The 11,484-nt window shown below is 56.0% G+C and carries 11 protein-coding genes; 6 read left to right on the forward strand and 5 right to left on the reverse strand.

All coding sequences use genetic code 11. The annotated features are described in order from the left end of the window. The first annotated feature begins 7 nt into the window (after positions 1-7). The 4 genes from mnmG to GOW16_RS04365 are packed head-to-tail and all read left to right on the forward strand — an operon-like array spanning position 8 to position 4,200. Positions 8-1,876 (forward strand): tRNA uridine-5-carboxymethylaminomethyl(34) synthesis enzyme MnmG, encoded by a 1,869-nt coding sequence (gene mnmG, locus GOW16_RS04350; protein ID WP_170410837.1) that lies wholly within the window; start codon positions 8-10, stop codon positions 1,874-1,876. Continuing rightward, positions 1,873-2,487 carry a 16S rRNA (guanine(527)-N(7))-methyltransferase RsmG gene (rsmG, locus tag GOW16_RS04355; RefSeq protein ID WP_170410842.1) on the forward strand — a complete coding sequence of 205 codons (615 nt, stop codon included), beginning with the start codon at positions 1,873-1,875 and terminating at the stop codon, positions 2,485-2,487. The genes mnmG and rsmG overlap by 4 nt, the downstream gene beginning before the upstream one ends. After that, positions 2,480-3,283, forward strand: a complete 804-nt coding sequence (locus GOW16_RS04360; protein ID WP_170410846.1) for a ParA family protein — start codon at positions 2,480-2,482, stop codon at positions 3,281-3,283. The genes rsmG and GOW16_RS04360 overlap by 8 nt, the downstream gene beginning before the upstream one ends. 20 nt (positions 3,284-3,303) lie before the next feature. Further along, a complete protein-coding gene (locus GOW16_RS04365; protein ID WP_170410849.1) occupies positions 3,304-4,200 on the forward strand; it encodes a ParB/RepB/Spo0J family partition protein in 897 nt (298 codons plus the stop codon). Here the strand turns inward: GOW16_RS04365 and GOW16_RS04370 are convergent. Genes GOW16_RS04370 through rph form a run of 4 tightly spaced genes read right to left on the reverse strand, consistent with a single transcriptional unit; the run spans position 4,190 to position 7,015 of the window. Beyond that, positions 4,190-4,543 carry a YbaN family protein gene (locus tag GOW16_RS04370; RefSeq protein WP_170410852.1) on the reverse strand — a complete coding sequence of 118 codons (354 nt, stop codon included), beginning with the start codon at positions 4,541-4,543 and terminating at the stop codon, positions 4,190-4,192. The genes GOW16_RS04365 and GOW16_RS04370 overlap by 11 nt on opposite strands. A gap of 3 nt (positions 4,544-4,546) precedes the next feature. Then, a complete protein-coding gene (gene hemW, locus GOW16_RS04375) occupies positions 4,547-5,701 on the reverse strand; it encodes a radical SAM family heme chaperone HemW (RefSeq protein WP_170410854.1) in 1,155 nt (384 codons plus the stop codon). Beyond that, the gene (gene rdgB, locus GOW16_RS04380; protein ID WP_170410857.1) at positions 5,691-6,305 is read right to left on the reverse strand and encodes an RdgB/HAM1 family non-canonical purine NTP pyrophosphatase; all 615 of its coding nucleotides are present in this window, start codon (positions 6,303-6,305) and stop codon (positions 5,691-5,693) included. Before rdgB ends, hemW begins: the two co-directional genes overlap by 11 nt. After that, positions 6,302-7,015 carry a ribonuclease PH gene (gene rph, locus GOW16_RS04385; RefSeq protein WP_170410861.1) on the reverse strand — a complete coding sequence of 238 codons (714 nt, stop codon included), beginning with the start codon at positions 7,013-7,015 and terminating at the stop codon, positions 6,302-6,304. The genes rdgB and rph overlap by 4 nt, the downstream gene beginning before the upstream one ends. Positions 7,016-7,127: 112 nt before the next feature. Here rph and hrcA point away from each other — a divergent pair, with 112 nt between their 5' ends. After that, positions 7,128-8,192, forward strand: a complete 1,065-nt coding sequence (gene hrcA, locus GOW16_RS04390; protein ID WP_170410865.1) for a heat-inducible transcriptional repressor HrcA — start codon at positions 7,128-7,130, stop codon at positions 8,190-8,192. Positions 8,193-8,202: 10 nt separating this feature from the next. After that, positions 8,203-8,766, forward strand: a complete 564-nt coding sequence (locus tag GOW16_RS04395) for a nucleotide exchange factor GrpE (protein WP_170410868.1) — start codon at positions 8,203-8,205, stop codon at positions 8,764-8,766. A 31-nt stretch (positions 8,767-8,797) separates the two neighbouring features. On the opposite strand, the gene mutS is transcribed toward GOW16_RS04395, so the two are convergent. Then, a complete protein-coding gene (gene mutS / locus GOW16_RS04400) occupies positions 8,798-11,413 on the reverse strand; it encodes a DNA mismatch repair protein MutS (RefSeq protein WP_170411956.1) in 2,616 nt (871 codons plus the stop codon). Positions 11,414-11,484 lie beyond the last annotated feature (71 nt).

Genomic DNA, 11,484 nt, shown 5'->3' on the forward strand with positions numbered 1-11,484 from the left:
GTTTCACGTGAAACATTCAGATTTTGATGTGATTGTCGTCGGCGCGGGTCATGCTGGCACAGAAGCGGCACACGCGGCTGCGCGTATGGGTGTAAAGACAGCGTTGGTCACATTGTCTGCGTCCGATATCGGCGTCATGTCCTGTAATCCGGCGATTGGTGGATTGGGTAAAGGTCATCTGGTTCGCGAAATTGATGCCCTGGATGGGGTCATGGGGCGCGTCGCTGATCAGGCTGGCATCCAGTTTCGATTGCTTAACCGACGAAAAGGCCCGGCCGTCCAAGGTCCCAGAACACAGGCAGATCGCGCATTGTACCGCGCGGCTATGCAGAAAGAGACAGAGAAGCAACCAAACCTTTTTGTCGTTACCGGAGAAGTCACTGACTTTCTGATGGAAGCAAACCAGATCACAGGTGTTGAACTGGCCGATGGCTCGGAAATCAAGGCGAAGGCGGTTATCCTGACGTCAGGCACATTCTTGCGCGGCGTCATCCATATCGGGGATGTTTCTCGCCCCGGTGGCCGCATGGGGGATCGTCCATCTGTAAAACTGGCAGAGCGCCTTGAAAGTTTCGAATTCCCCTTAGGGCGTTTGAAAACGGGGACACCACCACGGTTGGATGGAAAGACAATCGATTGGAGCGATCTTGAACAGCAAGATGGTGATGATGATCCGACTTTGTTTTCTTTCCTCTCGACAAAGGTTATTGCCCCTCAGATATCCTGCGGCATAACCCATACAAATGCGCGTACACATGAGATTATTGAAAAAAACCTGTCTCGGTCGGCGATGTATGGTGGCCATATTGACGGGATAGGCCCCCGATATTGCCCCTCTATCGAAGACAAGATCGTCCGCTTTGCAGATAAGGAATCCCATCAGATATTCCTTGAGCCCGAAGGTATTGATGATCACACGATCTATCCGAACGGGATATCGACCTCTTTGCCTCAGGATGTGCAGCTGGAATATGTACGTTCGATCAAGGGCTTGGAGGCCGCAGAAATTTTGCAACCCGGATACGCGATCGAGTATGACTATGTCGATCCGCGTATTTTGACGTCGTCTCTCGCGTTGCCGGATATCGATGGTCTATATCTAGCTGGTCAAATCAATGGAACCACAGGATATGAAGAGGCCGCCGCTCAGGGCATGGTCGCTGGGCTAAATGCTGCGTTAATGGTGCTCGGTCGGGAGCCGCTGCACTTCACCCGGGCTGACAGCTATATCGGCGTGATGATTGATGACCTGACAACACGTGGCGTTGCGGAGCCGTATCGCATGTTCACCTCGCGGGCAGAGTTCAGATTGTCATTACGTGCTGACAACGCGGACCAGCGCCTAACCCCTATTGGTCTGGAAATCGGCTGTGTTGGCGACCAGCGTCGTGGTGTCTTTAGGCATAAAATGGAAAAACTGTCGGAAGCCAAATCACAACTGACCGAAAAGACCTATACTCCAAAAGAGGTTCGGGCAGCGGGTATCAATGTTAATCAAGATGGAAATCGCAGGGATGGGATGGCAATTCTCGCATTTCCAGATGTCCATTTTGACGATCTTGTGCCCCTTATACCTGAGATTGAGCGTGTTGAGCCAGATATCCGCCTGCAAGTAGAGCGGGACGCTTTGTACGCGAACTACATTGCCCGTCAGCAAAAAGACGTTGAAGCGATGAAACGCGATGAATCCTATGAGATTCCAAGGGGCTTCGATTATTTTGCGATGGAAGGCCTGTCTTCTGAAATGAAGCAGAAACTATCAAATGCAATGCCCGAGAACATTGCGCAGGCGGGGCGTGTCGAAGGGGTTACTCCTGCGGCGCTGACGTTGTTGTTGGCTAAACTTCGTCGGGATCAGAAGGTCCGCAAGGCATGAATGAGGCGATATTTGATGATTTGGATGTTTCACGTGAAACATTTGAGCGCCTCACAACATATGTGGAGCTTGTGAAACGGTGGAATCCGAAGATCAACCTAGTTTCACGAAAAAGCCTGGATGAAATTTGGATTCGACACATAAAGGATTCTGTCCAAGTTTATAGATGCGCGGGGCCCTTCGAAAATTGGGTGGATTTAGGAAGCGGAGGCGGTTTCCCTGGCATGGTGTGCGCCACAGTGGCCATCGAAGACGCTCCGGATGCCAATTTTACTTTTGTCGAAAGTGATCAACGAAAATCCGCCTTCTTGCGTAACGTAGCCCGTGAATGCGGTGCTAATTGCACTGTGGTTTCGAAGCGAATCGAAGTGGTTGAACCATTGAACGCGGATATTCTTTCTGCCCGGGCGTTGGCCGATCTGCGCACATTAATGTCCTTTTGCGACAGGCATTTAAGCAAAACGGGTCTTGCTCTGTTGCCGAAAGGCGAAAGATGGAAAAAAGAGCTGGAAGAGGCGCGGGAAGAATGGAATTTCGACGTTGACCCGATTACAAGTTTAACTGAGCCTCAGGCCGTTATCCTTAAAATCAAAGGAGTATCACGTGGTTGATTTGTCTCGTCCCTCAGGGCCCCGGATTATTGCGGTAGCCAATCAGAAGGGCGGGGTCGGAAAGACCACAACAGCAATCAATCTAGCTGCTGGTCTGGCTGAGGCTGGGTGCAAAGTATTGGTCGTGGACCTTGACCCACAGGGCAACGCGTCTACGGGGTTGGGAGTCGAGGATCGGGATTGGACAACCTATGACTTGATTTTGGATGATGCACCTTTGGAGGCCGTCGTTCAGGAGACTGAAATTGAAGGGTTGTTTGTCGTTCCGGCGACGGTGGATCTGAGTTCGGCGGATATTGAGCTTATTTCCAATGAAAAACGCAGCTATCTTTTGCACGATGCTCTACGCCAAACCGCGATCGACCAATTTGATTTGGATTTTGTGCTGATCGACTGTCCGCCGTCCCTGAATCTTCTGACTGTTAACGCCATGGTTGCCGCGCATTCTGTCCTGGTTCCGCTGCAAAGTGAGTTTTTTGCGCTGGAAGGGTTGTCGCAACTGATGCTTACCATTCGAGAGGTTCGTCAGACCGCGAACCCGGACCTCAGAATCGAAGGTGTTGTGTTGACCATGTATGACAACCGCAACAACTTGTCCCGTCAGGTGGAAAAAGACGCACGTGACAATCTGGGTGAGATGGTATTTAAGACCAAAATACCCAGAAATGTGCGGGTCAGCGAGGCTCCGTCTTACGCATTGCCCGTGCTGCAATATGACTCGGGATCTCTGGGGGCGATGGCCTATCGGCATCTGGCCCGTGAAGTCATGCACAAGAACAAGAAAATCGCCGCCTAAGCGGTAGTGAGGAGGGCGCCGTGGCCGCCAAAAAAACAAAACCCAGAGGTTTGGGCCGGGGATTGTCCGCTCTGATGGCGGATGTGACGCAGGATACCGAAGGGCTCATGCCATCTGAGCCGCGCCGACCGGACATGAAGGTGCCGATTGAAAAGCTGCGCGCCAATCCAAACCAGCCACGCAGGACTTTTCAGCCCGAACAATTGGATGAGCTTGCAGCCTCGGTCAAGGAAAAGGGCATCATTCAGCCGCTGATCGTGCGTGAAGTTGGCGGTGGCAGTTATGAAATCGTTGCGGGCGAACGTCGCTGGCGGGCTGCCCAGATGGCGCAGCTGCACGATATTCCTGTTATTGTACGAGATTTTGACGATACCGAAGTTCTGGAAGTCGCCATTATCGAGAACATTCAGCGTGCGGACTTGAATGCGGTTGAAGAGGCTGCGGGTTACAAACAGTTGATGGACCGCTTTGGCCATACACAGGAAAAGCTGGCCGAAGCACTGGGTAAAAGCCGCAGCCACATTGCAAACCTTTTGCGTTTGTTGTCGCTGCCGCTGGATGTTCAGAAGCTTGTCGTCGAAGGTAAGCTATCCGCCGGGCATGCTCGGGCATTGATTACCGCTGAGAACCCGTCTGAACTGGCGAAGATCGTCGTCAAGGACGGGCTGTCGGTACGCGCGACAGAGTTGCTGGTCAAAAAACAGCATCAAAGTGATGCCCCGCAAACGGCTCCGCGGTCCCGAAACCTGGATGCCGGTAAGGACGCGGATACGCGTGCGCTGGAAAAAGATCTTTCCGCCATTTTGGCCATGAAGGTCGTGATTAACCACAAAGCCGGATCGGAAACGGGGCAGGTTGTTCTGACTTATGAGAACCTGGATCAACTGGACGATCTGTGCGCCAAGCTCAGCCGTTAGGGCGGGTCCAGATAAAAATCATCACGCCGCTGAGCACCAGAGCCTGAATGATCAGGACGTGGCTGGGAAACGCAAGAAATACGGAAAATCCAAAGACGGCGGCGACCGACAGAGTGGCCGCCTTTTTTGCGGCCGGTCGAATGGCGCCTGAGCGCTGCCAATCCAGAATCATCGGCCCAAAGGTTCTGTGACCGATCAGCCAATTATGCAGTCGTGAGGACGACCGGGCAAAAAAGAACGCGGCCAGCAATAGGAACGGGACCGTCGGAAGCAGCGGCAATACAATTCCGACAACCGCCAACCCAACGCAGATCAATCCCATTGCGGCCCAGAGGTACTGCATACTTTATCCCAATAACTCTCGGATGACCGCGTTTAGAACCGCGCGACCGTCTTTGGTGGCAATCAACCGGCCGTTTGATCGGTGTATCATACCAAGCTCTTCCAGATCCTTCAGTTTGTTTGCCGACAGCCTGAGATCGGAAAGTGCGTGGAATCGATCAATATCTAGTCCCTCTGTGACCCTTATACCCATCATAAGGTGTTCGCTAGCCTGATCTTGGGCTGAAAGCAGCGTTCTTTCTTTCTCGCCGCTTCCTTTTTCAACCGCATCGAGCCAGGCGTTGGGTGACAGATAGGTTTCTGTCGCGATTTTCTGGCCGTCCAGCGTAATGCGCCCATGCGCACCAGGGCCTATGCCGACGTAATCTCCGTACCGCCAGTAGATCAAGTTGTGCCGGGATTCCGCTCCGGGGCGAGCATGGTTCGAAACCTCATAAGCGGGCAGGCCGTGGGCCTCGCAAATCTCTTGCGTTGCCAAATACATGTCGGCAGCATGGTCATCCTCGGGCAATCCGCGCAACTTGCCGACTGCATAGCGATCGCCAAAGGCGGTGCCTTCTTCGATCGTTAATTGGTAAAGTGAAAGGTGATCGATTGCCATCGACAGCGCCTCGGTCAGTTCCGCTTGCCAGGCATCCGGGGTTTGATGTTGACGCGCATAGATCATGTCAAAGCTGACACGGTCGAAACAATTGCGGGCGATATCAAATGCAGCTCGGGCCTCGGTGACCGTGTGGATGCGACCCAATCGGCGCAGGTCTTCGTCATTCAGGGCCTGAACGCCCATCGAAATTCGGTTCACGCCAGCATCACGATACGCGGCAAACCGGCCTGCCTCGACCGAGCCGGGATTGGCCTCAAGCGTGATTTCCATGTCATTGGCGGGGCGCCAGAGGCTGCGTGCCTCGCCGATAACGGCAGCGACCGTTTCGGGTGCCATCAATGAGGGCGTGCCGCCGCCGAAGAATATCGTGTTCAAAACGCGATCGGGCGTTTCAGATGCTGAGCGGCGCAATTCGCTTAGATAAGAGTTAAGCCATTGTTTTTGATCAATATTACGCGAAACATGGCTATTGAAGTCGCAATAGGGGCATTTGGCCTCACAAAACGGCCAGTGAACATAGAGGCCGAAGCCCCCGCTGCGCCAATCATCCGCCAAAGCAGCCTTTCACGAACATCTCCACCGCGCGACCGCGATGGCTGATCTTGTTCTTTTCCCAGCGATCCATCTCGGCAAAGGTAATGTCGTATCCATCAGGGACAAACATTGGATCATAGCCGAACCCTTCAGTGCCGCGGATCGGCCAGACAAGGTGGCCCGGCGCAACACCTTCGAACACTTCATCATGCCCATCGGGCCATGCCAGAACCAGCGTGCTGCGGAATTGAGCGGTGCGCGGGTGTGGGGCGTCTTTGGCCTCCAATTCGTTATGCGCGCGCGTCATCGCCATCAGGAAATCACGGCCATTGCCGGTTTCTGCCCAGTCGGCAGTGTAAACACCCGGCGCTCCCTCCAGCGCATCGATGGTAATCCCGGAATCGTCCGACAGGGCAGGCAGGCCGGTGGCCTTGGCGGCGGCATGTGCTTTGATCCGGGCATTGCCGACGAATGTATCTTCGGTTTCCTCCGGTTCGGGCAGGTTCATTTCGCCCGCGCCAACAACCGCCACACCAAAAGGTTCGAGGAGATGTTTCATCTCCTCAAGCTTGCCTTTGTTGTGCGTGGCCACCAGCAGCCTGTCACCGTCGAACTTGCGGGTCATGCGGTGGCGGCCTTTTGGGCTGCGGCCAATTCACCAACGCCTTTTTCGGCCAGATCCATCAGTTGATCCATCTGGGCGCGGCTAAAGACCGAGCCTTCGGCGCTCATCTGCACTTCGATCAGTTTGCCGGATCCGGTCATGATGAAGTTGCCGTCAACGCCGGCTTCGCTGTCTTCGGGATAGTCCAGATCCAGAACCGGCTGGCCCGCGTAGATGCCGCAGGATACGGCAGCGACGGGATCGATCAGCGGGTCGGAAATGACGTCCCCGGTTTTCATCAGCTTGTTCACGGCCAGACGCAGCGCGACCCAGCCTCCAGTGATTGAGGCGCAGCGGGTGCCGCCATCGGCCTGAATCACATCGCAATCCACCGTGATCTGACGTTCGCCCAATGCAACCCGATCCACACCGGCGCGCAGGGCACGGCCGATCAGCCGCTGGATTTCCACGGTGCGACCACCTTGCTTGCCCGAGGCCGCTTCACGCCGCATGCGAGTATTGGTTGCGCGGGGCAGCATGCCGTATTCGGCGGTGACCCAGCCCAGGCCCGAGCCTTTGATGAACGGCGGCACGCGATCCTCGATCGTGGCGGTGCACAGAACATGGGTGTCGCCCATTTTGATCAGGCAGGAACCTTCGGCATGTTTGGTAAAGCCCGTCTCGATTGAAACGGCGCGCATTTCGTTTAGATCACGTCCTGAGGGTCGCATGGAAAATCCTTTGTTTGCTGGGTTGGGGATAACGTCCCCGTGCCTTAGGATGCAACCCCGATTGACCTTTCATATACCTGCGATTTAATGCCGATCCAGCAGAGGATTGCCGATGAGCAAAGCAAGTAGAGTTCTGGACGAAATGAATGACCGGTCACGTGAAGTGTTCCGGCTGATCGTCGAGAGTTATTTGGACAGTGGTGAACCGGTCGGAAGTCGCACGCTGACGCGCACGTTGTCGGAAAAGGTCAGCGCGGCGACCGTGCGAAACGTCATGCAGGATCTGGAGTTCCTGGGCCTGCTCGACAGCCCTCATGTCAGTGCAGGGCGGATTCCAACGCAGCAAGGGTTGCGGATGTTCGTGGATGGATTGCTTGAAGTTGGCGATCTGGGTGCGGACGACCGGCAGAAACTGGACGAGACACTAGGCTCTAACGCAGGCGATGTGGGCGGAATGCTGGATCGTGTCGGCTCGGCTTTGTCGCACGTGACACATGGTGCTTCGCTGGTTTTGACTCCCAAGCAGGAGTCCGAGATCAAGCATATCGAGTTCGTCTCTTTGGCCCATGACCGTGCTTTGGTCGTTCTTGTCTTTGCGGATGGTCATGTTGAAAATCGTCTTTTCACGCCTCCGCCGGGACAGACACCCAGTTCGATGCGCGAGGCGGCCAACTTCCTGAACGCGTTGATCGAAGGACGAACGCTCAGCGAAGTGCGGCGTCAGATGCAAACCCAGATCACCGCGCGCAGGCAAGAAATTGATGTTTTGGCGCGCGACATGGTCGAAAGCGGCATAGCGGCTTGGGACGGAGACGGCACCGACTCAGCCCGTTTGATCGTGCGCGGACGGGCGAATCTGCTTGGAGAACCCGGTGAAGCCGAAGAGCTGGACCGAATTCGAACGCTGTTTGACGACCTTGAACGTAAACAGGACATCGCTGAATTCCTTGAATTGACCGAGGAAGGCGAGGGTGTGCGCATTTTTATCGGGTCTGAGAACAAACTTTTCTCACTTTCGGGTTCCTCTTTGGTGGTGTCTCCATATATGAACGCTGATCGAAAGATAATCGGTGCGGTTGGGGTCATCGGGCCCACACGTCTGAATTATGGACGGATCGTGCCGATCGTGGATTATACGGCGCAACTGGTCGGCAAGCTGATTTCCGACCGGAGCTAGAGGGTAAGAGATGGCAGAGCCCAAGAACGAAGATTTTCTGGACGATATCGCAACCGCCGAAGCGGAAGAGCTGGCCGAGGAATTTGCCGAGATCAGCGAAGAGGCGCTGGAACTTGATGCGCTGCGTGCTGAGCGGGACGATTTCAAGGACAAGTTCATGCGCGCGCTGGCGGACGCCGAAAACGCGCGCAAGCGGGGCGACAAGGCGCGTCGCGATGCCGAACAGTATGGCGGATCGAAACTGGCCCGCGACATGCTGCCGGTTTACGACAACATGAAACGCGCGCTTGAGGCCGCGACCGACGAACAGAAAGAGGTGGCAGGGCCGCTTCTGGAAGGCGTCGAGCTGACCATGCGCGCGCTGAAGGACGTATTCCAAAAGCACGGAATCGAAGTGATCACACCTGAGGTTGGGGATCGGTTTGACCCGAATGTGCACGAAGCAATGTTCGAAGCTCCGGTGCCGGGCACCCGCGCCGGTGACATCATTCAGGTTTCAGCCGAAGGCTTCATGCTGCACGATCGCCTGCTGCGCCCGGCACAGGTTGGGGTTTCCTCGACGCCTGCGAGCTGAACGATTTCAATTCAAACGAATAACGAGGCGGTCAGGTTCTGGCCGCCTCTTTCAGTTTGTAGATCAGGTCGAGGGCCTCACGAGGCGTCAGCTCATCCGGTAGGATTTCATCCAGCATATCTGAGATTGGAGATGCTTTGGGCGCCGGTGGCGGCGGAGGCGGTGCAGCTGAGAACAAAGGCAGATCGTCGATCAGCGCCTTCTGTTTGCCACCTTCGCGTTCAGTTTTTTCCAGTTGCTCCAATACCACACGAGCGCGTTCGACAACAGAAGTCGGCAGACCCGCCAATTGGGCGACCTGAACACCATACGACCGATCGGCTGCGCCCTTGTGGACTTCATGCAGGAAGATCACTTCGCCTTCCCATTCCTTGACGGCAACGGTGGCGTTTTCGACGCCTTCAAGTTTGCCAGCCAGAGCCGTCAATTCGTGGTAGTGCGTGGCAAATAGTGCGCGACATTTATTGGATGCGTGCAGATGTTCCAGCGTGGCCCAGGCGATCGAGAGGCCATCATAGGTGGCGGTGCCGCGCCCAATTTCATCCAGAATGACAAGGGCACGATCGTCGGCTTGATTGAGGATGGCGGCGGTCTCGACCATTTCGACCATAAAGGTCGAGCGACCACGGGCCAGATCGTCAGACGCTCCAACGCGACTGAACAGCTGGCTGACCACGCCGATATGGGCCCGCTCGGCCGGGACATAGCTGCCCATCTGAGCCAGCAGGGCAATCAACGCATTCTGGCGCAGGAAGGTTGACTTACCGGCCATGTTTGGACCGGTCAGCAGCCAGATCGCCGCGCCGGTCTCGGCGCTGAGGTCGCAGTCATTGGCGATGAAGGCGTCACCACTTTGTTGCCGCAGGGCGTGTTCGACAACCGGATGCCTGCCGCCCTGAACGTCGAAGGCGCGCGAGGTGTCGACCTGCGGGCGACACCAGTTCTCACCTCGCGCCAGATCGGCCAGAGCGGTGGTCAGATCCAGTTCAGCCAACCCTCGGGCGGCTTGGTTCAGGTGTGCCGCCTTGTTCAAAATTTCGTCAGAAAGCGTTTGATAGAGCCGCTTTTCGATCTCCAGCGCCAGATTTCCGGCGTTCAGAATGCGGGTTTCGATCTCGGACAGTTCCACCGTGGTGAACCGCACTTGGTTCGCCGTAGTCTGCCGGTGGATATAGGTTTCGCTGAAGGGCGGATTCAGCATTTTCTCGGCATGGGTGGCCGTAGTTTCAATGAAGTAACCCAGCACGTTGTTGTGCTTGATCTTTAGAGACGTGATGCCGGTATGTTCCGCATATTTCTGCTGAAACCCGGCGATGACCGAGCGGCCCTCGTCGCGGAGGGTGCGGGCTTCGTCCAGCTCTGCGTCATAACCCGGGGCGATGAAACCACCGTCGCGGGCCAGCAGTGGGGGTTCTGCCACCAGGGCGTCGTCGAGCAGGTTCAACAGGTTGTCGAAACCAACCAGATTTTGCAGCGCTGTCGCCAGAAGGACGGGTAAGTCCTTATCTGCACAAAGCTCGGTAATTGCAGTTGCCTGTGTCAGGCCGTTGCGAATGGCCGCGAGATCCCGGGGGCCGCCGCGATCCAGTGACAGGCGGGACAGGGCCCGGTCAAGATCGGGTGTTTTGCGCAAAGCCTCGCGCAGGTCCGATGCAATCAAACTGTCTTCGGCCGCAAAACTCACCGCATCCAACCGCCCATGGATGACGTCCAGATTGCGGGAAGGGCTGGAAAGGCGTTGCTCCAACAGTCGAGCGCCACCCGGTGTCACGGTTCGGTCAACCACAGACAGCAATGAGCCGGCGCGGCCTCCGGACAGGGAGCGAGTCAGTTCCAGATTGCGCCGTGTGGCGACGTCGATCTGAACAACTCGATCCTCGGATTCCTTCAGCGGCGTTTGCAGCAGCGGCAGCTTGCCCTTCTGGGTGATCTCCAGATAGTCGATCAGCGCGCCCATGGCCGAAACTTCTGCGCGCCCAAAATTGCCGAACGCGTCCAGCGCGCCCACGTGGAACAAACCGCAGATGCGCTTTTCCGCCGCAGTGCTGTCAAAGCTGGCCCGCCCGATCGGGGTCAGCGAGATGCCCAGATCCATGACAGATTCGTTCAGTTTGTCTTGAACCCCATCGGCCACGATCAACTCGGATGGTGCCAGTCGAGCAAGTTCAGGGCTAAGGCGCACGGACGGCAACGGCATCACGTGAAACGCCCCGGTCGAGATATCGGTCCAGGCCAGCGCGGCCTCATCGCGAACTTCGGCATAAGCGGCCAGATAATTGTGGCGGCGGGCCTCTAGCAGCGCGTCCTCGGTCAGTGTGCCGGGCGTCACCAGACGCACGACATCGCGCTTTACCACCGATTTAGAGCCTCTTTTCTTCGCTTCAGCTGGGCTTTCCATCTGTTCGCAGACGGCGACGCGAAACCCTTTGCGGATCAGCGTCAACAAATACCCTTCGGCTGCATGAACCGGCACACCGCACATCGGAATGTCGGTTCCGTTGTGCTTTCCGCGTTTGGTCAGGGCGATGTCCAACGCCTCGGCGGCGTTGACGGCGTCTTCGAAAAACATCTCGTAAAAATCGCCCATGCGGTAAAACAGCAGGGCGTTGGCATGAGCCTCTTTGATTTCGAGATATTGCGCCATCATCGGCGTGACTGTGGACAAGGCTGACCCCTTTTGGCGTATTCCGGTCGCGACCTTACAAATCCACCCATCTC

Source organism: Ruegeria atlantica (genome assembly GCF_013033965.1).
GTDB classification, from domain to species: Bacteria; Pseudomonadota; Alphaproteobacteria; order Rhodobacterales; family Rhodobacteraceae; genus Ruegeria; species Ruegeria atlantica_D.

Bases quoted from the DNA above. Each gene is read 5' to 3' on its own strand.
- rsmG (WP_170410842.1), top strand. From the start codon at position 1,873: ATGAATGAGGCGATATTTGATGATTTGGATGTTTCACGTGAAACATTT.
- GOW16_RS04370 (WP_170410852.1), bottom strand. From the start codon at position 4,543: ATGCAGTACCTCTGGGCCGCAATGGGATTGATCTGCGTTGGGTTGGCG.
- rdgB (WP_170410857.1), bottom strand. From the start codon at position 6,305: ATGACCCGCAAGTTCGACGGTGACAGGCTGCTGGTGGCCACGCACAAC.
- rph (WP_170410861.1), bottom strand. From the start codon at position 7,015: ATGCGACCCTCAGGACGTGATCTAAACGAAATGCGCGCCGTTTCAATC.
- hrcA (WP_170410865.1), top strand. From the start codon at position 7,128: ATGAGCAAAGCAAGTAGAGTTCTGGACGAAATGAATGACCGGTCACGT.
- GOW16_RS04395 (WP_170410868.1), top strand. From the start codon at position 8,203: ATGGCAGAGCCCAAGAACGAAGATTTTCTGGACGATATCGCAACCGCC.
- mutS (WP_170411956.1), bottom strand. From the start codon at position 11,413: ATGATGGCGCAATATCTCGAAATCAAAGAGGCTCATGCCAACGCCCTG.